21 protein-coding genes and 1 pseudogene are annotated in these 20685 nt (G+C 70.7%); 10 read left to right on the top strand and 12 right to left on the bottom strand.

The window, feature by feature from the left end; all coding sequences use genetic code 11:
* Positions 1-4 precede the first annotated feature (4 nt).
* Positions 5-1222 (top strand): cytochrome P450, encoded by a 1218-nt coding sequence (locus ACJ9NR_RS00650; RefSeq protein WP_412490377.1) that lies wholly within the window; start codon positions 5-7, stop codon positions 1220-1222.
* Between the two features lie 19 nt (positions 1223-1241).
* Here the strand turns inward: ACJ9NR_RS00650 and ACJ9NR_RS00645 are convergent, their stop codons facing one another.
* A complete protein-coding gene (locus ACJ9NR_RS00645) occupies positions 1242-2138 on the bottom strand; it encodes an NAD(P)H-binding protein (RefSeq protein WP_412490378.1) in 897 nt (298 codons plus the stop codon).
* A 70-nt stretch (positions 2139-2208) separates the two neighbouring features.
* Here ACJ9NR_RS00645 and ACJ9NR_RS00640 point away from each other — a divergent pair, with 70 nt between their 5' ends.
* Entirely contained in the window at positions 2209-2772 is a 564-nt protein-coding gene (locus tag ACJ9NR_RS00640) for a TetR/AcrR family transcriptional regulator (protein ID WP_412490379.1), read from the top strand.
* A gap of 103 nt (positions 2773-2875) precedes the next feature.
* On the opposite strand, the gene ACJ9NR_RS00635 is transcribed toward ACJ9NR_RS00640, so the two are convergent.
* Positions 2876-3481, bottom strand: coding sequence for a TetR/AcrR family transcriptional regulator (locus ACJ9NR_RS00635; protein WP_412490380.1), 606 nt, complete (start codon positions 3479-3481; stop codon positions 2876-2878).
* A 225-nt stretch (positions 3482-3706) separates the two neighbouring features.
* Between ACJ9NR_RS00635 and ACJ9NR_RS00630 the strand changes: the two genes are divergently transcribed.
* Entirely contained in the window at positions 3707-4669 is a 963-nt protein-coding gene (locus tag ACJ9NR_RS00630) for a zinc-binding dehydrogenase (protein WP_412490381.1), read from the top strand.
* 16 nt (positions 4670-4685) lie between these two features.
* Here ACJ9NR_RS00630 and ACJ9NR_RS00625 read toward each other — a convergent pair whose 3' ends face one another.
* Together ACJ9NR_RS00625 and ACJ9NR_RS00620 are read right to left on the bottom strand one after the other, a co-directional pair.
* Positions 4686-5618 (bottom strand): MBL fold metallo-hydrolase, encoded by a 933-nt coding sequence (locus ACJ9NR_RS00625; protein ID WP_412490382.1) that lies wholly within the window; start codon positions 5616-5618, stop codon positions 4686-4688.
* An 89-nt stretch (positions 5619-5707) separates the two neighbouring features.
* Complete coding sequence (locus tag ACJ9NR_RS00620) at positions 5708-6358, bottom strand: TetR/AcrR family transcriptional regulator (protein WP_412490383.1); 651 nt, start codon at positions 6356-6358, stop codon at positions 5708-5710.
* A 367-nt stretch (positions 6359-6725) separates the two neighbouring features.
* On the opposite strand from ACJ9NR_RS00620, the gene ACJ9NR_RS00615 reads away from it, so the two are divergent.
* Complete coding sequence (locus tag ACJ9NR_RS00615; RefSeq protein WP_412490384.1) at positions 6726-7472, top strand: phosphotransferase family protein; 747 nt, start codon at positions 6726-6728, stop codon at positions 7470-7472.
* A gap of 230 nt (positions 7473-7702) precedes the next feature.
* Here the strand turns inward: ACJ9NR_RS00615 and ACJ9NR_RS00610 are convergent, their stop codons facing one another.
* On the bottom strand, positions 7703-8554 hold the full coding sequence (locus ACJ9NR_RS00610) for a LysR family transcriptional regulator (protein ID WP_412490385.1): 852 nt from the start codon (positions 8552-8554) through the stop codon (positions 7703-7705).
* A gap of 81 nt (positions 8555-8635) precedes the next feature.
* On the opposite strand from ACJ9NR_RS00610, the gene ACJ9NR_RS00605 reads away from it, so the two are divergent.
* Positions 8636-9130: a cupin domain-containing protein gene (locus ACJ9NR_RS00605; protein WP_412490386.1), complete on the top strand. Its 495-nt coding sequence runs from the start codon at positions 8636-8638 to the stop codon at positions 9128-9130.
* A gap of 146 nt (positions 9131-9276) precedes the next feature.
* Positions 9277-9636: a DoxX family protein gene (locus tag ACJ9NR_RS00600; RefSeq protein WP_412490387.1), complete on the top strand. Its 360-nt coding sequence runs from the start codon at positions 9277-9279 to the stop codon at positions 9634-9636.
* A 203-nt stretch (positions 9637-9839) separates the two neighbouring features.
* Here ACJ9NR_RS00600 and ACJ9NR_RS00595 read toward each other — a convergent pair.
* Positions 9840-10212, bottom strand: a pseudogene (locus ACJ9NR_RS00595) (hypothetical protein); the annotation flags it as partial.
* 115 nt (positions 10213-10327) lie between these two features.
* Entirely contained in the window at positions 10328-11128 is an 801-nt protein-coding gene (locus ACJ9NR_RS00590; RefSeq protein WP_412490388.1) for an oxygen-binding di-iron domain-containing protein, read from the bottom strand.
* A gap of 407 nt (positions 11129-11535) precedes the next feature.
* On the opposite strand from ACJ9NR_RS00590, the gene ACJ9NR_RS00585 reads away from it, so the two are divergent.
* On the top strand, positions 11536-12759 hold the full coding sequence (locus tag ACJ9NR_RS00585; protein ID WP_412490389.1) for a PucR family transcriptional regulator: 1224 nt from the start codon (positions 11536-11538) through the stop codon (positions 12757-12759).
* On the opposite strand, the gene ACJ9NR_RS00580 is transcribed toward ACJ9NR_RS00585, so the two are convergent.
* Positions 12743-14614, bottom strand: a complete 1872-nt coding sequence (locus ACJ9NR_RS00580) for an alkyl/aryl-sulfatase (protein ID WP_412490390.1) — start codon at positions 14612-14614, stop codon at positions 12743-12745. The genes ACJ9NR_RS00585 and ACJ9NR_RS00580 overlap by 17 nt on opposite strands.
* Before the next feature lie 164 nt (positions 14615-14778).
* On the opposite strand from ACJ9NR_RS00580, the gene ACJ9NR_RS00575 reads away from it, so the two are divergent.
* Positions 14779-15441 (top strand): TetR/AcrR family transcriptional regulator, encoded by a 663-nt coding sequence (locus tag ACJ9NR_RS00575; RefSeq protein WP_412490391.1) that lies wholly within the window; start codon positions 14779-14781, stop codon positions 15439-15441.
* A gap of 491 nt (positions 15442-15932) precedes the next feature.
* Entirely contained in the window at positions 15933-17156 is a 1224-nt protein-coding gene (locus ACJ9NR_RS00570; protein ID WP_412490392.1) for a metal-dependent hydrolase family protein, read from the top strand.
* 44 nt (positions 17157-17200) lie between these two features.
* Here the strand turns inward: ACJ9NR_RS00570 and ACJ9NR_RS00565 are convergent, their stop codons facing one another.
* On the bottom strand, positions 17201-17626 hold the full coding sequence (locus ACJ9NR_RS00565; protein ID WP_412490393.1) for a MarR family winged helix-turn-helix transcriptional regulator: 426 nt from the start codon (positions 17624-17626) through the stop codon (positions 17201-17203).
* 95 nt (positions 17627-17721) lie between these two features.
* Between ACJ9NR_RS00565 and ACJ9NR_RS00560 the strand changes: the two genes are divergently transcribed.
* Positions 17722-18366, top strand: a complete 645-nt coding sequence (locus ACJ9NR_RS00560; protein ID WP_412490394.1) for an MBL fold metallo-hydrolase — start codon at positions 17722-17724, stop codon at positions 18364-18366.
* Between the two features lie 74 nt (positions 18367-18440).
* Here ACJ9NR_RS00560 and ACJ9NR_RS00555 read toward each other — a convergent pair whose 3' ends face one another.
* From ACJ9NR_RS00555 to ACJ9NR_RS00545, 3 genes are read right to left on the bottom strand one after another with little or no spacing between them, the layout of a single operon-like run.
* Positions 18441-19163 (bottom strand): HAD family hydrolase, encoded by a 723-nt coding sequence (locus ACJ9NR_RS00555; RefSeq protein WP_412490395.1) that lies wholly within the window; start codon positions 19161-19163, stop codon positions 18441-18443.
* 32 nt (positions 19164-19195) lie between these two features.
* Positions 19196-20431, bottom strand: coding sequence for a beta-ketoacyl-[acyl-carrier-protein] synthase family protein (locus ACJ9NR_RS00550; RefSeq protein WP_412490396.1), 1236 nt, complete (start codon positions 20429-20431; stop codon positions 19196-19198).
* Positions 20428-20682 carry an acyl carrier protein gene (locus ACJ9NR_RS00545; protein ID WP_412490397.1) on the bottom strand — a complete coding sequence of 85 codons (255 nt, stop codon included), beginning with the start codon at positions 20680-20682 and terminating at the stop codon, positions 20428-20430. The genes ACJ9NR_RS00550 and ACJ9NR_RS00545 overlap by 4 nt, the downstream gene beginning before the upstream one ends.
* Positions 20683-20685: the final 3 nt, after the last annotated feature.

Here is a 20685-nt window from a genome sequence, read left to right as displayed (position 1 = left end):
CGCCATGACCGAGACAGCCGCCGTTCCCGCATCGCCGCCGACCATTGACGCGGACCCGTTCGCCGCCGAGCACCTGGAGAACCCCGAGCCACTGCACCGGCAGCTGCGCGAAGCCGGACCCGTCGTCCGACTCTCCCGCTACGGCGTACACGCCCTGGCCCGCCACCGGCAGGTGCACGCCACCCTCGTCGACTGGCAGTCCTTCCAGTCCGGCGCCGGAGTCGGGCTGGCCGACTTCCGCCACGAGAAGCCGTGGCGACCGCCGAGCCTGCTGCTGGAGGCCGACCCGCCCCACCACGACGCGCCGCGCCGCGTGCTGCGCGAGGTCCTCGCCCCGCTCGCCCTGCGCCGGCTGAGTGAGGAGTGGCAGACAGTCGCCGAGGACCTCGTCGAGGCGGTACTGACCGAGCAGGGGAGGGAGTTCGACGCCTTTGACGTCTTGGCGAAGGCGTTTCCCTTGCGCGTCTTCCCCGACGCCGTCGGTCTCGGCCCGCACGGGCGGGAGAACCTGCTGCCCTACGGCAACATGGCCTTCAACGCCTTCGGACCGCGCAACGCCCTCGTCGAGGCCGACGCGCGCCGGGTGGGGGAGCTGTCGGCATGGGTGAACACCCAGTGCGCCCGCGAGGCGCTGAGCGAGGACGGCTTCGGTGCCCGGATCTGGGCCGCCGCCGACCGCGGTGACCTCACCCCTGCACAGGCGCCGCTGGTGGTGCGCTCACTGCTCACCGCCGGTGTCGACACCACGGTGCACGGCCTGGCCGCCGCCCTGTACGCCTTCGCCACGCATCCGGAGCAGTGGCAGCGGCTGCGGGCCCGCCCGGAGCTGGCGCGGGTGGCGTTCGACGAGGCGGTGCGCTGGCAGTCGCCGGTGCAGACGTTCTTCCGCACCGCCACCACCGATGTCGACATGGCCGGCACCCGCATCCCCGAGGGCGGCAAGATCCTCATGTTCCTCGGCGCCGCCAACCGGGACCCCGTCCGCTGGTCGGCCGCCGATCGTTTCGACCTCACCCGGGACCCCTCCGGCCACGTCGGTTTCGGCATGGGCGTCCACCAGTGCGTCGGCCAGCACGTCGCCCGCCTGGAGGCCGAGGCCCTGCTGACCGCCCTCGCCCACCGCGTCGAACGGCTGGAACTGGCCGGAGAACCAAGGCGGCACCTCAACAACACCCTGCGCTCCTGGGCCTCGCTTCCCGTACGTGTCCGGCCGGCGAGGTGACCCGCCGGGCGTCTTCGGGTCATGGCGTACGGGCGTCCACGGCGGGCTTGAGCACCTCCCTGCACCAGGTCCGGAAGTCCGTCGGCGTCGGCTTGGCAGCCGCCCAGTCCTTGTCGTAGATGCCGTGGTCCTGTGCGGCGAACGCCTCGGTCAGGTCCTTGACCGCCTGCCCGCCCGCGCCCTGCGAGCGCAGCAGCGAGGCGTAGTCGTCGATGCCCATGCGGCGGTAGGCGACCGTACGCCCGAGTTCCTGGCTGATCACTTCGGCCATGCCGTCGGGGGTCAGCCGGTCGGGGCCGAACACCGGAAGGTTCTCCTGCCCGGTCCAGGACAGGTCGGTGAGGAGGTCGGCGGCGGTGCCGGCGATGTCCCGCGTCGCGATCGACGCCAGCGGCAGGTCGCCCGCGCAGGTCAGGTAGAACGCGCCCTGCTCGCTGATGGCGTCGAGCTGCCGCAGGAGGTTCTCCATGTAGAAGGGCATGGCCAAGGCCCGGTAGGCCGCGCCGGACTCGCTCAGTTCGGCGTCCATCGCGAAGGCCGCCGAGAGCACGCCGGCAGGGGTCGGCCAGCCGTGCCCGGCGCTGGAGACCCCGACGACGTGGCCGACGCCGTGGCGGGCGACGGCGGCGGCGCCCGCCCGGGCGAACTGCAGATAGTGCGCCTGAGCGCTCGGTGCCCGCGGGTTCGGCGGGACGAGCCAGAACAGCGCTTCGGCGCCGGGCAGGGCGCGGTCGAGCACGACGGGATCGTCGTGGGAGCCGCTGACGGTCTCGACCTGCTCGCGGACCCGTTCGTCCAGACGCGAGGCGTCCCGGACGACGACCCGGACCTTCTGACCCTGGTCGAGCAGCCGACGCAGCAGCTGACTGCCGATCTGTCCTGTCGGTGTGGTGACGACGATCACTGCATCCTCCATAACCTGAACCTGAACTCCGGTTCCGAATGTAGGGGTGCCTTCCGTGCGCCGTCAACTAGAGTCGGTGGTCATGACCGCTCCCGAACGCCCGCTGCGTGCCGACGCCCGGCGCAACCGCGAAGCCGTCCTCGACGCCGCCGGCGACCTGTTCGCCCGGCGAGGGGACGCCGTGCAGATGGACGAGATCGCCGAGCGCGCCGGACTGGGCGTCGGCACCCTCTACCGGCACTTCGCCGACAAGCAGGCGCTGCTCGCCGCGATCATCGGCCGCCGGTTCGAGGAGATGACCACGCTCGCCCGCGCCGCCGACGCCAGCGAGGACCCCTGGGCTGCGTTCGAGACGCTGCTCTACGGCTATCTGGAATCCGTCGAGGGCGACGCGGCGTTCCGCTTCGCGCTCCTCGGCCCGCAGGAGCCGCGCTGGAACGACATCGCCGCCGAGAAGACGGACTTCTCGGCGATCACCGAACGCATCATGCGGCGCGCTGTCGACTCCGGTCACCTTCGTGAGGACTTCCAAGCCCGGGACTTCGTCCTCATCACCCGCGGCGCCATGGCCAACATGACCGGCACCACCGACTGGCGCAGGCACGTCACGCTTCTGCTCGAGGGCATCCGCCGCGACGCAGCGTGACCGAGAAGGGTGCGGGCAGGTCCGGAAGGTGGTCAGGGCGGCAGCGGATCCCCTGGCCGTGCCGCCGCCCACGCGGATGGTGTCCGACGGTATCGGACGCCGGCTACGCCGCGGGTGGTAGCGGAGGGCGCTGGGGGGAGGCCTGGATCATCTGGATCACGAAGCCCGCGAAACGCCTGGATGCCGCTACCTGACCGGCGGCTGTGGCGGCGCGGATCCCCTGATTCGCCATGAGCATGAGCAGGAGATCGTCCGGGACCAGGAAGTCAGGACGCAGCTGACCGGTTTCCTTGGCGCGACGGGCCAGTTCCGTGACCGCCTTCACCGTGTGTGCGCGGCCCGCGGTGATCTCCCTCGCGTCCGGGAAAGTCGACATGAACGCTTCGGTGAAGCCCCGGTCCCGCGCGTGCAGCTCGCAGATCCCCTCGATGACCAGGCAGAGGCCGCGCCAGGGATCGGGGTCGGCGCACCCCTGGTCGACGATGGCGCGGCATGCGCGCATCTGGTCCGCGAAGGCTTCGGTGACCAGCGCCTGCTTGGCCGGGAAGTGGCGGTACACGGTGGCGGGCCCCACCCCCGCCCGCCGCGCGATCTCTCGCATCGGCACGCTGAGTCCCTCCGCGGAGAACGCCGCGCGGGCCGCGTCGAGGATGCGCGCGCGGTTGTCCGCCGCGTCGGAGCGCAGGGCGTGAGGCAAACGAGTCGTCACGACTCTCACTTTAGGCAGCCGGACGGGGGCGTCCGGATACCGTCGCGGAACGGGCGGACCTCACGCCCGGGCCGGACGGCGCGCCGGCAGGACCGGACCCGGCTACACGGCGCCGAGCCCCTTCGCTCCGGCGGCGAGGCTGCCACGGCGCGCGCGGCGCCCGGCCGCCACGGCGCGCGGCGCCCGGCCGCCGGCCGACCCGAGACCATGGAGACGGAGACCACATTGAAGGCAGTTTCGATCCGAGAGTTCGGACGTCCCGAAGGCCTCGCGGTCATCGACCTTCCCGCCCCGGTTCCCGCCGCCGGGGAGGTGCTCATCGCGACTGAGGCGACAGGCGTCGGCGGTGTCGACGCCGCGATCCGGAGCGGGGCCATGTCCGCCTACGGCTTCACTGAGGGCCACATTCCCGGCGGTGAGGTGGCGGGCACCGTCATCGCGGTCGGCGACGGTGTCGATGCCTCGTGGACAGGGCGGCGGGTGTGGGGGGCCACCGGTACCGGCGGAGGCTACGTCGAACAGGCCATCGTGCCGGTCACCGAGGTCGTTCCGCTGCCCGCGGACCTGTCCGCCGCCGACGCGGTGACGCTCGGCAGTGCCGGCGTGGTGGCCCACTTCGGACTCGCCCACGCCCATTTCGCACCCGGGGAGACGGTCCTGATCCGCGGCGCGGCCGGCAGCATCGGGATCATGGCGGTGCAGCTCGCGGCCCACGGCAGCGCCGCCGCGGTGGCGGTCACCACCTCCTCGGCCGATCGGGGCCGGCGGCTGCGCAAGCTCGGTGCGACCCACGTACTGGACCGCTCCGGCAACGCAGACGGCGACGCCCCCGCCGGCTACGACGTCGTCATCGACGTGGCCGCCGGCGAGCACCTGCCCGCCTTCCTCGACCGACTCAACCCCAACGGCCGCATGGTCGTCGTGGGCGCAGTGGCGGGCCGGCCGCCGGCGAACCTCGGCACGCACATGATGGCGGCGTTCCAGAAGTCGCTGTCCTTCGCCACCTTCAGCGCGGCCACCGTCACGCCGGCCGACCGGAACGCCACGCGCGCCGAGCACTTCGCAGCCGCAGGCCGCGGTGAGATCCAGGCGGTGGTGCACGAACACCTGCCGCTGGACCAAGCCGTGCTCGCGCACCAGAAGATGGACGCGGGCGAGGTCTTCGGCCGAATCGTGCTGACGCCGTAGCCCCAGGAGCTGTTGATCAGTCGCGCGGAAAGGCGGCCCATGCGGTGATCGCGAAGCCGTCGCCGTCTCGCCGGGCCTCGGCCGCCCCGTGCCCCGGCCAGTGGGCCGGGATGATGAGCTCGCGCAGCTCGGCAGCGCGGGAGAGATAGGTGCGGCGGGTCGTGGCCGCGAGCTGGAGGTCGTCGCAGAAGCAGCTGTTCCAGTCGGGTTCGAGGACTTGTACGGGGCTGTGCAGCATGTCCCCGACGAAGACGGCGCGGTCGTCGCCCGAGCGGAGGGTGAGGACGGAGGAACCGGGGGTGTGGCCCGGTGCGGCCTCCAGGCGCAGGTTGCCGTCGATGCGGTAGGTGCCCTCCCACAGCACCGACTGTCCGGCTCGGTGGACGGGGGCGATGCTGTCGTTGAACACGAGCTTGCTGCCCTCCCAGCGCAGGCGCTCGTGTTCATCGCGCGGCATCCGGCTGCGGCGGGGGTTCTCCGGGTCGAAGTACAGGTTGTCGGCGCGGGGGATCAGATACGTGGCGTTGGGGAAGGTGGGTACCCATCGCCCGTCGTGCAACTGGGTGTTCCAGCCGACGTGGTCGTAGTGGATGTGCGTGTTGACCACGACGTCGACGTCCTCGGGCTCGACGCCGGCCTCGCGCAGCCGGGCGAGGAAGTCGGTCCGCAGTCCGGCGAACTGCGGGACCTGCGGGCGCTCCCGGTCGTTGCCGACACCGGTGTCCACCAGGATGGTCCTTCCCTCGCTGCGCAGGACCCAGGTCTGGATGCGGCAGCGGTAGGCGTCGTCCGCGGGCGTCCAGAAGTCGGGCGCCAGCCAGTCCTGGTTGCGCCGCCAGGTTTCCTCGTCGCTGTCGGGGATGAGGAAGCGGGCGGTGCGGATGGGGCCGGACCATTCGATGACGCGTGTGATGTCGACATCGCCGAGTGTGATGGTGGGTGCGGGCACGGTGGGTCCTCCGGAGAGCGCGATGGCGGCTCGGGTGCGGACACGGTGGTCGCGCGGCGAATGGGTCGGGCAGGCTGCGCCTGAATGTCCTACGCGGGCGCGTAGCGCGCCAGGAAACTGAGTACGGCCTCCTCGATCACCACTTCCGCGTCGGGCTGGACGGCGGTCTCCTCCTCGAAGGCCATGACCCTCGGCCAGACGAGGAACTCCTGGACGAGGCCCATGAATTGGCGCGCCGCGAGGTAGGTGTCCGGGCAGTGCAGGCGGCCGCTGCGGACCAGAGCGTCGAGACTGGCGACGAACGCTGCCACGACCGGCCCTTTCCCCAGCCGGTAGAACTCGTCCGCGATCCACGGCAGACGGCCCGATTCGCTCACGACGAGCCGGGCGAAACGGATCTGGTCCGTCTCGGCGGCGAAGCGCTGGAGCGACTGGGCGAACCCGCGCAGGACCTCCGCGGCGCTCGCGCCCTCCTCGCACTTGGTGGGCTGTCGATCCGGGTCGGCGAACGCTGACCAGTGGTGACGGATCATCTCCCGGAAGACCGCCTCCTTCGACCCGAAGCGGTTGTAGACGGTCTGCCGCGACAGTCCGGCGCGTTCGGCGACCCGCTCCAGGGTGACTCCGTCGTAGCGGTCGGCCAGGAAGAGCTCCTTCGCCGCCGCGAGGATCTTCTCGTCGGAGGCCGACCTGCGGCGTACGGACTCCTTGGCGACAACGCCATCCACCCGGCTGTCCATGACCAGTCTCCCTTCTCCCCTCAAATCTTTACTTGACAGTACAGTCAAAGTCCAGGCGCCGCAAACCCCGAACGCACCACTTGCAGGCAGCGGCGGCGTTGGGCCGGACACCCGGCCTGATCAGCCGCCTGGATGCCGGAACGAGGCCGGGCGACACGGAGGTCACGGAGCTCACGGACGAAGGTCACGGAGGCCACGGAACAGGCGGAGAAACGGTGCCGCGTCCTTTCGTAACCCTCAACACAATGGGTGGGCTCGACTGGTCGCAGGCCGGCGTCGGGCACGGTAGGGGGGACGGAGTCAGTCGCGTAGTCGCAGGTGACAAACCCTGCGACGCCGGCGATCGGCCCCGGGATACTGGTCGGCCATGGATGAGGTCGAAGTCGTCGTCGCCCACTCCGAGCGCGCGACCCTGCGCGTCGGCGAGGTGTTCGTGAAGGTGGACGCCGATCAGGCACGCATCGACGCCGAGGTCGAGGCGATGTCCCTCGCGCCGGTCCCGACCCCGGAGGTCCTCTGGCGCAAGCCGCCCGTGCTCGCGATCGCGGCCCTTCCGGGGGCGGCGCTCGGGCGCCTCGGCGGCCCGTCGACCGGGTCGCCGGCGGCATGGGCCGCGGCGGGCGCCGCCATCCGGAAGCTGCACGACGCGCCGCTGCCGCCCCGGCCCGGCCGGGCCGGCCGGAGCATCGCCGCGCTGGCGGCGGAACTCGACGACGAGTGCGCGTTGCTCGTGACGAACGGCGTCCTGCCCGCCGACCTGGTCACCCGCAACTGCCAGGTCGCCGAGGCCGCACTGCGGCCGTGGGCCCCGGCGTTCACCCACGGCGACCTGCAGATCGCACACGTCTTCCTCGACGGCGACGAGGTCACCGGCATCATCGACTGGTCCGAAGCGGGCCGTGGTGATGCCCTGTACGACCTCGCCACCTTCACGCTCGGCCACGAGGAGCACCTCCACGACGTCATCGCCGGGTACGGCACCGACGTGGACCTCGACGTGGTCCACGCGTGGTGGTCGTTGCGAAGCCTGCTGGCAGTCCGCCGGCTGATCGAGCACGGCTTCGACCCCTTCGCACCGGGCTGCGAGGTCGACGTGCTGAAGTCCCGGATGTGAGGCTGCGCGGGCGTCACTGCCACGTATGCGTTCTGACGCATCGAGCAATCCGCTGTACCTGGAGCGATCGGCCGCCACGACTGTGCACACCGTGAGGTGCGCAGTCGTGGTCGGCAAACGGCAGCGCAGCCGAGCGTGCACCGTTCCCGGATCGGTGGAGGGCCCGGCCTGCCCCGAGGGCCGGAGCGTTCGAATGGTTCACGGGTCGGCGCAGCGCCGGCCGCCGGTGTTCAGCGGCGGTACGCGGCTGTCGCGATCTTGATGAAGGACCGGATCAACGGGTTGGTGTCGCCTTCGTTCCACACCGCCACCACTCGGCTCGGCGCCATGTCGATCAGCGGTACCAGGGCGAACTCCGCAGGGAGGTCGTGTCCGAGCGGGGCCAGGCCGACCGTGCCGTTCCACAGCACGGCCTGCAGGCATTCCTGGACGGCGCGCACCACGGGGCCCTCGCGCGGCCTGCCGCCGTTCCAGTACGACTGCCAGACGGGATCCGTGCCCTGCGGGAACCGGAACCAGCGGCGGTCGCTCAGCTCGGCCAGCCGCAGCCGGCCGCGTCGGGCAAGCGGATCGTCGGCGCGCAGGACCACTCCCACCGGATCGGTTCGCAGCGCACGCACTGCCAGGGCAGTCTCGTCGAACGGCGCCCGAGTCAGGGCGACGTCGACCAGCCGGGCCCGCAGCCCACACGTCGGGTCCGTCAGGTCCGTGTCGCGCACGCGGATGTCGACGGCGGGGTGGGTCCGGCGGTAGGCGGCGGCGAGCCTTGCCATTCCCGGGTCGGTTCCATCGCCCAGGATGCCCACGGTGAGAGTGGCGACGCCGGCCGCCGCGCTCACCCGTACCCGGACGTGGTCGGCGTGGTCGAGCAGGGCTCGCGCCTCGTCGAGCAGCACTGTGCCCACCGCGGTGAGCCTGACGCCGGTAGGGGAGCGGGCGAAGAGCACGGCCCCGACCTCGTCCTCCAACTGCTTGATCGCCCGGCTCAGCGGCGGCTGACTCATGTGCAGTCGGGTGGCGGCCCGGCCGAAGTGGAGTTCCTCGGCGACCGCCACGAAGTAGCGCAAGGTCCGTAGCTCCACGCTGCAACGATACCCGCGAGGTATCGGCGCTGCGGGATGGGTCTTGGACACGGGCGGGGCCCCGGCGGTGCACTCGTGAGCATGAGCGAACAAGCAAGGACCAGCGAGCCGCAGACCGACGCCGCCGTATCGGTGGTGGGCCCCGGCGACGGTGAGATGATCGTTCTGGGCACCACGCGCATGCGCGTCCTGGAGGACGGCAGCCACACCGGGCACCGCCTCGCCATCGCGGAGTCCGTCCTCGCCCCGCACACCCAGGGGCCGCCGCAGCACCGCCACGCCCGACACGATGAAGGTTTCTACGTCCTGTCCGGCACGGTGCGGTTCACCGTCGGGAAGGAGGACTACGACGCCACCGCGGGCACGCTCGTGATGGTTCCGCCAGGCGCCCCGCACACCTTCGCCAACCTGACCGACCAACCCGCCGTCCTGCTCAGCACGTTCACGCCCGACCTGTACGTGCAGTACTTCCGCGACCTCCAGGACGTACTCGCCGGCGGCCGGCCGCTGACGCCGCAGGCCAACATCGACGCGATGAGCCGCTACGCGACCGAGCCCGCAACCGACCTCGCCTGAAGCCGGCGGGACGGCACGGCCGGCCGGGTGCCTCCAGCCGGTCCGGCGAGGTCGCGGCGCTCCCGCCTTCCGGTGCCCGGATCCGGCTCACTGGCCATTGACGCAATCGACGGGCCCTGCGAAGCGGTGGCCCATGAACGGGAACGATGAACATCGCCTACTGGATACTCGCCGGACTGCTCGCTCTCTTCTACCTCTACTCAGGCACGCTGAAAGTGCTCCGCGGCCGCGATGAGCTCCGCCCGATGATGGCCTGGGTCGACCGCGTGCCCCTGACCGTGCTCAGGGCGCTGGGGACGGTCGAGATACTCGGCGCGACCGGCCTGATCCTGCCGCCACTGACCGGCATCGCTCCCTCGCTGTCAGCGGCCGCGGCCGTCGGCTTCGTACTCCTGCAGATGGGTGCGATCGCCGTCCACCTGACCGGCGAAGACCGCCGGATCACGCTCAACCTCGGGCTCGCCGCCACCGCGGCCGTGACTGTCTGGCTGGCCACCAGGCTCTGATCGGGCACTGTCCCCGAGGCCGGCACCCTCAGCCCGCGCGGACGCGACGGCGCCCTCGCGTGGCGGTCTGTACGCGGGGGCGCCGTCTGCGCGCTGAGTGAGGGTCAGTTGCCGGGGCCGAGGGTGGCCAGGTCGATGGTGCCGGTGATGGCCTGGTGGGCGTCGGTGGTGGGGTTGACGTGGTCGCCGGTGTCGTAGTCCTCGGGAGCTGCGGCGGCGTTGAGGATCAGGGGTGCGGGGTCCGCGGTGAGGTGGGTGTACCCCGCCGCGGCCGCCCGCTCCAGTGCGGTGGACAGATCGGGCGCGTGGTGGGCGAGCACCGGTCAGCCCTTCGTGCAGGTAGCGGTAGGCGGTCGGCAGCGAGATGCCGTTGTCCTGGGCGAGCTGGGCCAGCCGGGTGCCGTCGACGAACCAGCGCAGCACGAGCACGGCCAGCCTGAAGACGCCCAGTGTGCGGGTGCCCTTGCGGGTTCCGAGCCGCTCGCGGTGCCCGCGCAGCAGCTTCGCTCTTCCTACCAGGGCTTCACCCTTATCTGACGTCAGGTCATCCGACGCCTTATCACGCACTGCAACCATACGTTGCCGCGAGGACTTCTCTGGCGAGCGGCGGCTTCTCCCCTGGCAAGGTGACCGTCACGGCTCCGTCAACTTGCCGATTGCCAGGGTTTGCTGATCAGTGGGCGTCCCTGCCTCACGCCCCCGGTGCATATCCGGGTGCGTCCTCGCCGGCGAGGACACTGCGCTGAGTGGCGAACTGGGGCTCCGGACTGAACCGTTGTTCGAAACCGTCGGCAAGCGCGTGCAGTGCAGCGGCGCCGTCGCCTTGGTACGAGGAGCCGTGCATCACCGCCAGCGTACGTGGCTGGAGGTCGGCGAGGGATCGCAGCGTTGTCACGGCTGCGGTGAGACAGGACGTCTGCCGGAACGCGGCCTCCGCGTCGAGGGCGCGTTCGACCAGGTCCTCCTCAGTGACCGCCGGCCCGTTTCCGACGTGTGTGAACAGATCGCCGCAGAGCAGGGTGCCGGTGGTCTCCTCGTAGAGGACGCGGGCATCCCAGCCGTGCGGCACATGGGGCGTGTTGAGGTGGCGGACCCTACGGCGAACCTGTTTGCCGCCCAGATCGAGCACTTCCCCGTGTGCCATCGGACGCGGTGGCCGGTCGGCGAGGTCGTTGAGGGAGACCTGGCAGCCGAGCAGGCCGTGCGCCACCTCCGCGTGCGGCGCCGCGCCCAGGAAATCGTTCATGGCCCCGCATTCATCGGCCTCCACGTGCCCGAAGGCGATCCACCGCAGCCGTTCGACGGGCACCACCCGCCCGACGGCCTGTGAGACGGCGGGGAACAGGTGCTTCATCCCGGTGTGGAAGAGCAGTGGCTCCTCCGCCTTGATCAGAAACTGGTTGAAGGTGAATCCGGCGGGCTCGGCCACTTCCGGGAAGAACGTCGAAATCCGGTAGATACCGTCGGCGATCTCGTCGACACGCGTCTCCATGGCACGACCTCCTCAGAGCGTCGGACGGTGTTTCGCACGCTACGCCCGGTGCCCAGGCATAGCGATCCGGCGCACTCCACGAGGAGTACGCGTCTCTCGCCGCGGAGCCGACTGGCTCTGCGCCGTGGCCGCCGCCCGGGTCACGAGCACGACATCACCTGCGCCCGCGCCCACGGCCTCGTCGACGCCCTCAACCGGCTCGCCGCCACCCAACTTGTACGAGAACGTCGACGACGAAGGCGAGCGCTTGAAGCCCTGTGACGTCAAGCGGGTGCACCGGTCCCGCGCCACTGCAGAAATTCAGGAAGCCTCAGCAGCAAGAGAGCCGTAGCCATGAACCCGTGTTCGGTCGGCCCGGGTCGGCTACTGTGATCGGTCACAGTCCGGAAAGGCGCTGCTGGGCGATCATGAGCCTTCATTCGGGTGGCACGGACCATGGCGGGGCAGAGCTGTCCCAGGCGGCTCGGGACCTGGCCGCGCGCTGCGAGAACCAGGTGAACGAGCTGGCCCGGCGGATGTCCGGAGACGTCTTCGAGAGCCTGCGCGGTTACGCCGAACTCCCGAATGACGTCAAGGACGTGGAGATCGCAGCCACGGCTCGCCATGCCATGCGCGTGTTCCTCGGCCGTGTCGCCGACAATCCGGGCCGTGCCGCGGCGTTGGACGGCTCAGTGACGCTCTTCCAGGAACGTGCCGCTCAGCGAGCGGAGGAAGGGATGCCGCTTCAGCTGCTGCTGCGCACCTACCTGCGGGGCACCCGGGTTCTGTGGGAGGCATTGCGCCGCAGCGCCGAGCCGGGTGAGGAGGCCGCGCTGGCGGAACTGGGTGGGCACCTCTTCGCCGCTCAGGAGCGCGTGATCAGCGCCGTGACCGAGACCTACCTGGACGAGCAGGCGGCGCTCGCCGCCGAACGCCGCGAGGAGCGCCGGTCGCTGGCCCGGGCATTGCTCGACGGACGCCCGGTGCCGCAGCGGTGGCAAGGGCCCGCGCTGGTGGTGTGCGTGCAACTGCCGCCCGCTGCGGACGCGGCGGGCGAGAGGGCCCGTCATGCGCTGGTGGGCGCCCGGCGGGTGGTCCGCCGTCTGCAGGCCGCGCTGGAGCGCCTGTGCGGCGTGGACGTCCTGACGCTGCTCGATGAGGACGGCGGACATGTGATCGTGCCGGGTCTCGCCGCGGTTCCCGGGGACCTGATGACCGTACTGCGCGGTGCGGCGGGTTCGCGGGTACGGGCCGCGGTGGCCGTCACGGATGGCGCCGAGGACATCCCCGGCGCCGCGGGGCTGACGTCCGACGTGGTGAGGGTCGCGCGTGCCTGCGGCCGCCCGGCAGGGCTCCACGACCTGGACGACGTGCTCCTCGAATACCACCTGGTGTGTCGTTCCAGCCAGAGCAGCGAACGCATCAGGGCCTTGCTGGAGCCGATGGCCGACCGGCCGGAGCTGCTGGAAACGCTGCGCGTCCATCTCGAACAGCACCAGGACCGCCGCGCGACGGCCGCGCTGCTCCACCTGCATCCCAACTCGGTCGACAACCGGATCAACCGGATCGTGGCTTTGACCGGGCTGGACTTGTCCTCACCGCGGGACTCCGCTCTCGCCCTGGCCTCGCTCCTGCTCAGGAACGCGCGGTGACGATGGGAAAGTCCCGGGTCGGGGGCTCCAGCAGGCCGCGGAGCGTGACGAGTACGTCCACGTCGCCGTCGATGTCCACCGCGCCGTCGCGGATCGCCGACGGGAACGTCGTGTCGCCGGCCAGTACGGCGTCCAGAGTGGGGCGGTCGAGGCGCAGCGTCACGTGCGGTGCCTCCCCGCGGGGAGCGTCCCCCGGCATCGGGATGAGGGCCCCGTTGGAGAGCAGCAAGGTCCAGACTTCGCTGATGTCCGGGAACTCCCAGCGCAGCAGCAGCCGGCCGGCACGGGCCGCCTCGAGTCCGTCGACCCTGACGGCCATGGACTGGAAGATCTGCTCCGTGGTCAGTGCTGCCACGACCTCCGGCGCCGAGCGTACCGGTGTGGGAATGACGCCCTCGCGCAGTTCGGCAGCACCCATCAGGAAGAAGTTGCGCCACGGTGCGGACTCGCTGCCGTATCCGAGACGCTCGAAGCACTCCGCCTGCAGGGCGCGGCCTTCGGGGTGGTCGGGCTCCGTCTGCAGGACGTGGCTCAGGACTTCGGCCACCCACCGCAGATCCCCGTCAGCGAGGGAACGACGGGCCTTCGCCACTACTGCGTCCGCGCCACCCATGAAAGACACGTAACGGCGGGCGGACTGGGCGGGTGGGTGCTGCCACAGGTGGGCGGGATTGCCGTCGAACCAGCCCATGTACCTCTGGTACACGGCCTTGGCGTTGTGGCTCAGGGTGCCGTAGTAGCCGCGCAGGTGCCGGGCCTCCTCCAGCGAGGGCGGGAACCGCAGTTCCTCGGCGATCTCCGCGCCGGTCCTACCGGAATTGATCATGCGGACGCATTGGTCGTGCAGATAGGCGTAGCCGTCGCGCTGCTCCTCCACCAGGCGGAACGCTCGGTCCCGGCCCCAGGTCGGCCAGTGGTGCGAGGCGAACACCACCTCCGTCTCCGCGCCGAAGAGGCGCAGCGTCTCGGTGAGGTACCGGGCCCAGGCGCTGGGGTCCCGCACCAGTGCGCCCCGCAGGGTCAGCACGTTGTGCAGGGTGTGGCAGACGTTGTCCGCCATGCACAGCGCCTCCTTCTCGGGGAGGAAGAAGTTCATGTCGGCCGGCGCCTCGGCCCCGGGAGTGAGCTGGAAGACGATCCGCACCCCGTCGACGGTCTCCTCCTGACCGGTGCGGACCACATCGAGCGTAGGGGCGATCAGACCCACGCTGCCGAGAGAGGTGGTCTGTCCTACGCCGCAGCCGATCTGGCCGGCCGGCCCCTTGGGCAGGGCCGTTCCGTACATGTAGGAGGAGCGACGGGCCATGGCGGCACCGGCGAAGACGTTCTCGGCTGCGGCGTGCTCGAGGAAGCCGCTGGGGGCGAGAACGGGCACGTGGCGATCCCGCACGTCCGCGGCGTCGACGATGCCGCGCACTCCTCCGAAGTGGTCGACGTGGGAGTGGGTGTAGATCACGGCCGAGACGGGACGGTCGCCCCGGTGTCCGCGGTACAGCGCCAGAGCCGCTGCCGCCACTTCCGCGCTGATGAGAGGGTCGACGACGATGACACCCCGGTCACCTTCGAGGAAGGTGATGTTCGACAGATCCAGTCCGCGCACCTGGTAGATGCCTTCGACCACCTCGTACAGGCCCTGTCGCGCGGTGAGGCGGGACTGCCGCCACAGTGAAGGATGCGCGGTCGGTGGACAGTCCTCATGCAGGAATCCGTAGGCGTCGGCGTCCCAGACCAGGTGACCGTTGCCGTCACGGATCTCGCCCGGTCGAAGTGCCGTGATGAAGCCGCGATCGGCGTCGCGAACGTCCCGCTCGTCATGCCGGGCGAGGTCTTCGTCGCAGTGCGTGCCGTTGATCATTGTTCGATTGTGAGGTGGCTCGACTGCTCGCCGCACTGTGACGCGTCACAGGGTCTGCGCACGCACGTCACACCGCCGGATGGGCGGCTTACGGCCGGACGCGGCGGGCGAGCCCGTATTGACATAGCGATCACTATCCAAGTAATTTCCATTCGGTGGAAGACGTGACTGATGCACTGCCCCGCAAGCGCCTCACCCGGGCACAGGCCAAGGCGCGCACCCGTTCGCTCCTGCTCGACGCGGCGGCACGCACCTTCGCGAGGAAGGGCTTCGCCGGTGCGTCAGTGGAAGAGATCGCGGAGACCGCCGGCTTCTCCGTGGGGGCCGTCTACTCCAACTTCAAGAACAAGGACGAACTGTTCGTGGCCCTCCTCTCGGAGCGGGCCCACGACCGCGTCGTACGGGCGGCGGAGATCCTCGATGGTGAGGCGGCGGACGCGGACGACCCGGCCGCGGCCCTCGGTCGTCTCCTGACCGAAGTCGCCGACAAGGACAGTGAATTCGCCCCTCTGCAGGCCGAGTTCTGGTTGTACGCCATTCGCAAGCCGCAGGCCATGGACGTACTGGCCGCACAGTCCGAGCAGACCCGAGAGGCTCTCGCCAGGGTCATCGAGCACCGGGTCAGTGAAGCTGAGGTGTCCCTGACGGTTCCGTCGGCCCGCATGTCCACCATCGTCCTGGCCCTCTTCCAGGGGCTGGTGACTCAGCGGCGCACCGATCCGGACAGCGTGCCGGACGACTTGTTCGGGCAGGCGGTTCGCTGGCTGTTCGCGGGAGCGGTCACCGAGTCCTCGCAGGAGCCTGATGGTGCCCCGGCCGGGGAGTGACTCCCGGCGCTCGCTCGCCGAGGCCGCCGAGGCGGCCCCGTGCAGTCCCCGGCCGGCACCCGCTCATGTCCAAGGGCGGCGCGCGACCGACGACTTGGCCGAGAGATCCGGCCCGTATGACGCGGGCGTCCCTCACTCCCGGAACCGGCCGGGCCCGCAGGGCCAAGTGCCTCTGAAAGCAAGGTGAGAACGGTGCGCCAACCGAGCGACTCCGCAACCGCAGGCGATCCCGCCGCTGCGGCCCGGAAGGCCCGGACGAGCTGCCTCGTCCTGGGTCCGGCGATGGGGCTCCCCTGGGCGGCACCGCATGCCGAGGGACCCGCGTGGGAACACGCGGTGCGCACGCTCCTGGTCATGCCGGCCGCCCTGCCGGGCCTAGTTCTCCTGCCGCGTCGCAAGCGGAGCAGATCCGGAGTGCGACTGAGCCGATTCTTCGTCAGACAGCCGGTGGCCAAAACGCCTCAGCCCTTTGCACATACCGGGAGTTGCGCATGAGTGAGCACAGGACAACCGTTTTCCGCGCCGCCCGGGTCTTCGACGGGGCATCCTTTCTGCCGGGCCCTCACGACGTCACTGTCACGGGGCGCCACATCACCGCCGTCGCGCCCACCGACGCGGACATCGACGGTGATGAGGTCGTGCACTGCGGCGGCAAGACCCTGGTGCCGGGGTTCATCGACACCCACGTGCACCTGATGATGTCGGGCGATCCCACCGCCGTAGCCCTGCGCCCCTACTCCCAGGTGTATTACGAGTCGGCGGCCAACGCCCGTACGGTCCTCGCCTCGGGCGTCACCAGTGTGCGCGACTGCGGGGGTGCCGATCTGGGCATGAAGCGCGCCATCGACGCCGGCATCATCCCTGGCCCGCGGCTGAAGATCGCCACCAGCGTCATCTCGCAGACCGGCGGGCACGGAGACTTCCGTCTGCCGTCCGGTCACACTTTCGGCATCGTGCCCGAGCACGAGGGACTCCCGCACGCCGTGGTGGACGGAGTCGAGGAGGCCCGCAAAATCGCCCGCGTCCTCTTCCGGGCAGGCGCCGACCACCTGAAGATCTGCACCTCGGGCGGGGTGCTGTCACCCATGGACGACCCCCATCACCCGCAGCTGACCGTCGACGAGATCCGGGTCGTCGTGGAGGAAGCGCAGGCCGTCAACAGCTACGTGGCGGCACACGCCATAGGCGCCGCCGGGATCAGGAACGCCGTCCGGGCCGGGGTGCGGAGCATCGAGCACGGCATCTTCGCCGACGACGAGACCCTTGCGGAGATGGCGGACAAGGGTCTCTTCCTGGTCCCGACGCTGACCGCGCCGACCGGAATCCTGAAGAAGGCCGACGCCGGCATCGTGCTTCCCGACTACATGATCGCCAAAGCACGCGCAGTCGTCGACCAGCACCTCGACACGGTCGGCAGAGCCCACCGGGCCGGTGTGCGCATCGCCATGGGGTCCGATTCCGGCGTCAACCCCCACGGCGGTCACCTGGAGGAGCTGGCGCTGATGGCCGAAGCCGGCATACCGCTCGAGGAGGTCCTCTCAGCAGCGACGAGAACGGCCGCGGATCTCATCAACGAGCGTGAAAGCCTGGGCGAGATCAGGGAGGGGTACCTGGCAGACCTGGTGCTCCTCGACATCGAGTTGACGCACGCGAACCAGCTGGACAAGGTCCCGGCGCACGTCGAGGCGGTCTGGAAGGGCGGCGAGCGCGCGTAGCCGGTGCCCCGGCGAGACAGGGGCCGACGCTGCCGCGTCCAGTCCTATTTGGCCCTCAAGTGCGCGGTCAGGCGTGACAGCAGGGGCAGCGCCGCCGCGAGCGTCTCCCGCTCTTCCGGGTCGAGGACCTCGGTGATCGCGGTGCCGAGCCAGGCTGCACGCCTTCGGCGCTCCTCGGCCAGACGACTGCTTCCCGCCGGTGTGAGGTCGAGCAAGAGCTTGCGGCCGTCGCTGGGGTGAGGCTCGGCGTGCACGAGGCCCTGGCCGAGGAGTTCCTTGACCGCCTTGGCGGCCGACTGGTGGCTGACGCGCCGTTGGTGTGCGATGTCGGCGGTGGTCATCGGGCCGCCGCGGTCCAGGTATCCCAGGACGGCGGCCTCGCCGGGGGACATCCTGTCGGCCGTGCGCACGGTGCGCACGAGCTGTCCGACGGTCAGGCGGAGTTCTTCAGCCAGTTGGTTGTCGTCCATGGTCCCACCACCCTACCCAGCGGCCCTGCCGTACTATATACAACCTAGGTGTACAGATTGGTTGTAGATATTTTCCGGGTCAGAGAGGGCCTCCTGTGAAGCTCACCAAGCACGCCCATGCCTGCGTCACTCTCGAGAAGGGCGACACCCGCCTGGTCATCGACCCCGGCACCCTCACCCCGGACGCGGCGGAAGCCGTCGCCCGGGCTCACGCCGTCCTGATCACCCACGAACACTTCGACCACTTCGACGCGAAGCTCCTCGCCGCTGCTCTCGAAACCCGGCCGGGGCTGCAGGTCTACGGCACAGCCGGTGTCGCGGCCGCTCTCGGCAGCCACGGCGGCCGCGTGCACGCCGTCGCCGCGGGCGACACCTTCGGCGTCGGTTCCATCACCGCCACCGTCCACGGCCACCGCCACGCGCTGATCCACGCCGACATCCCGTGCCCCGACAACGTCGGCTACCTCCTCGATGACGGGGCCGTCTACCACCCCGGCGACGCCTACTTCGCGCCCGGCGCCCCCGTCCGCACTCTCTTGCTGCCGACCAGCGGCCCGTGGACCAAGCTCGGTGAAGCCGCCGACTACGTCCGCACGGTCAAGCCCGAGCGCGTCATCCAGATCCACGAACTCATGCTCAGCGACCTCGGCCGGCACTCCACCGCCCATCTCCTCGGGGAGCAGGGCCTGACCGGCATCCCGATCGACCGCTTCGAGCCCGGGACCACCGTTCGACTGTGACGTCCAAGGAGCCAGGAGCGGACGTGTGTTCGGCGACCGTCCGCACGGGGGAGCCAGGGCGACCTTGGGCAGGCTCAGCCGGTTCGGAGGACGTCCGCTCCGGCCCTGCCGGTCCACAGCGTGCCCGCGGTCAGCTCCAGGTCGACCTGCCCGAGCAGTGCGGCGTCGATCTGCCGGACGTCGTCGACCACGTACCGCACGCCGGTCTCCGCCATCTCGGCGCGCTGGAAGTTGTGCGGCATGCTCGCCGGCAGCCCGACGAAGCCGGCGCCCAGGGCCTTGCACACCTCCGCCACCCGGTTGATGTCGTCCACGAACACGACCTCGTCGAAACGCAGGCCGAAGATGTCGCGCACGATCTCCTGGACACCCGGGCGGAAGTCGTTCACGTCGACGTAGGGGATCTCCGGATCGAAATACGCCGCCAGGTGGCCCAGGTGCGTGTCGAAGGTGTACCGCCGGTCGCGTCCGCCGTAGCAGGTGACGCGCACGCCGAGTTCCCGCAGGCCGGCGAGGAGTTCCGGCACGCCCGGCTGCACCTCGATCGGATGGGCCTTGAGGTAGGTGTCGCGCTCGGCGAAGAACTGGGCGATGGTCTGCTTGGCCGACCAGGGCAGCCGGCACGCCAGGGCCAGGTTCTGTCCGGCCGCCAGCTGCGGCGACCCCCACACGCCGCGTTCGACCGCCGCTGTGTACTCGCCGCCGTGCTGCGTGACGAACCGCTCGATGACCGGGCTGTAGGTGTCGTTGAGCAGGACTCCGTCACTGTCCAGCGCGACAAGTTTGATCTTCTGCAACTGCGTCTCCTCGGATGGCGGGTGTTCGTTCGTCAATGGGCGGTCAGGACGAGGGCCGCGTTGTGCCCGCCGAAGCCGAGAGAGGTGCTCACCGCGACGTCGAGCCGGGCCGGCCGGGCGGTGCCGTGCACCACGTCGATCGTCAGCTCCTCGTCGAGCCGGGTCAGGTTGGCGGTCGGCGGCACGCACTGCCGCTGCAGGGCGAGCGCGGTGTAGGCGGCCTCCATCGCGCCGGCCGCCGCCAGGGCGTGTCCGGTCACGCCCTTGGTCGAGGTCACCACGGGCCGGTCGCCGAGCACCCGGGCCAGCACCCGGCCCTCGGTGACGTCGTTGAGCTTCGTCGACGTGCCGTGCGCGTTGACGTGGTCCACCTCTGACCCGGACACCTCGGCGTCGGCGAGCGCGGCGCGCAGCGCCTCCTCGATGCCGCGGCCCTGCGGATGCGGCGCCGTGCTGTGGTAAGCGTCGCTCGCCGCGCCGTATCCGCGGACCACGGCCCGGATCCGGGCATCGCGGGCCCGCGCGTCCTCGAGCCGTTCGAGTACGAGGACCGCCGCGCCCTCGGCGGCGACGAAGCCGTCGCGATCGGCGTCGAACGGCCGCATCACGTCTGCCGGTTCGCCACCACCGCGAGCAAGGGCGCCCATCCGGTACAGGCCGGCCAGTACCAGCGGGGTCAGCGCCGACTCGCAGGCCCCGGCGAGCACGATGTCGCACGCGCCGGACCGGAGCAGGTCGCGGGCCGCGCCCACGGCCGTGGCACCCGAGGCGCATGCGGTGGCGACCACCTGGCTGGGTCCCTGCGCGCCGAGGTCCAGCGCCACCTGACCGGCAACCATGTTGACCATGAACGACGGGATCAGCAGCGGGGAGACGCGTTGCGCACCCTCGTCCTGCAGCACGTGGTGCTGCGCGGCGAAGGTCGCGGCCCCGCCGAGCGAGTTGCCGAGCACCACGCCCACCCGGGCGGGCTCCCACGCACGCGGATCCCAGCCGGCGTCGGCCGCCGCCGCGCGGGCCGCGCTGATCGCGAGCTGGGTGAACCGGTCGAGCTGGCGGGCGCGGAAACCGCCGAGCTCGGCGTCCGGGTCGTAGCCGGGCACCCGGCAGGTGATCCGCACCGGGCCGTCGCGCAGCGTCTCGTCCGCCGTCGCGCACGACCGGCCGGCGACCAGTCGCGACCAGTTGGCCTCGACCCCGATACCGGCCGGGGTGAGCAGGCCGATCCCGGTGACGGCCACCGCCGGCGGCCGACGGCGGCCGTTCACCGGACCCGGCTGCGCTGCGAGACCAGCTCGGCGCTCGCGCCGATCGTCATCTCCGGCAGCAGTTCGCCGTCGGCGATCGACACCCCGAACTCGTCGCCGATCAGCAGCGCAAGCTCCACCAGGATCAGCGAGTCGATGCCGAGTGCGGCGAAGGTGGTGTCCGCGCCGACCGCCTCCGCCGGCACGCGCAGCACGTGGACCAGCAGGTCACTGATGCGGTCTTGGATGGTGATGTCCTGTGCCGGGTGCATGGG

Origin of the sequence: Streptomyces sediminimaris, assembly GCF_047049295.1 — a bacterium.
Lineage (GTDB): Bacteria > Actinomycetota > Actinomycetes > Streptomycetales > Streptomycetaceae > Streptomyces > Streptomyces sediminimaris.
Note: the sequence above shows the minus strand (reverse complement) of the source record. Positions and strands in the feature narration are given on the sequence as shown.

What these genes read in the sequence shown, in the direction of transcription:
- ACJ9NR_RS00650 (WP_412490377.1), top strand. Translation starts at nt 5, where the DNA reads ATGACCGAGACAGCCGCCGTTCCCGCATCGCCGCCGACCATTGACGCG.
- ACJ9NR_RS00645 (WP_412490378.1), bottom strand. Translation starts at nt 2,138, where the DNA reads ATGGAGGATGCAGTGATCGTCGTCACCACACCGACAGGACAGATCGGC.
- ACJ9NR_RS00640 (WP_412490379.1), top strand. Translation starts at nt 2,209, where the DNA reads ATGACCGCTCCCGAACGCCCGCTGCGTGCCGACGCCCGGCGCAACCGC.
- ACJ9NR_RS00620 (WP_412490383.1), bottom strand. Translation starts at nt 6,358, where the DNA reads ATGGACAGCCGGGTGGATGGCGTTGTCGCCAAGGAGTCCGTACGCCGC.
- ACJ9NR_RS00615 (WP_412490384.1), top strand. Translation starts at nt 6,726, where the DNA reads ATGGATGAGGTCGAAGTCGTCGTCGCCCACTCCGAGCGCGCGACCCTG.
- ACJ9NR_RS00605 (WP_412490386.1), top strand. Translation starts at nt 8,636, where the DNA reads ATGAGCGAACAAGCAAGGACCAGCGAGCCGCAGACCGACGCCGCCGTA.
- ACJ9NR_RS00600 (WP_412490387.1), top strand. Translation starts at nt 9,277, where the DNA reads ATGAACATCGCCTACTGGATACTCGCCGGACTGCTCGCTCTCTTCTAC.
- ACJ9NR_RS00590 (WP_412490388.1), bottom strand. Translation starts at nt 11,128, where the DNA reads ATGGAGACGCGTGTCGACGAGATCGCCGACGGTATCTACCGGATTTCG.
- ACJ9NR_RS00585 (WP_412490389.1), top strand. Translation starts at nt 11,536, where the DNA reads ATGAGCCTTCATTCGGGTGGCACGGACCATGGCGGGGCAGAGCTGTCC.
- ACJ9NR_RS00580 (WP_412490390.1), bottom strand. Translation starts at nt 14,614, where the DNA reads ATGATCAACGGCACGCACTGCGACGAAGACCTCGCCCGGCATGACGAG.
- ACJ9NR_RS00570 (WP_412490392.1), top strand. Translation starts at nt 15,933, where the DNA reads ATGAGTGAGCACAGGACAACCGTTTTCCGCGCCGCCCGGGTCTTCGAC.
- ACJ9NR_RS00565 (WP_412490393.1), bottom strand. Translation starts at nt 17,626, where the DNA reads ATGGACGACAACCAACTGGCTGAAGAACTCCGCCTGACCGTCGGACAG.
- ACJ9NR_RS00545 (WP_412490397.1), bottom strand. Translation starts at nt 20,682, where the DNA reads ATGCACCCGGCACAGGACATCACCATCCAAGACCGCATCAGTGACCTG.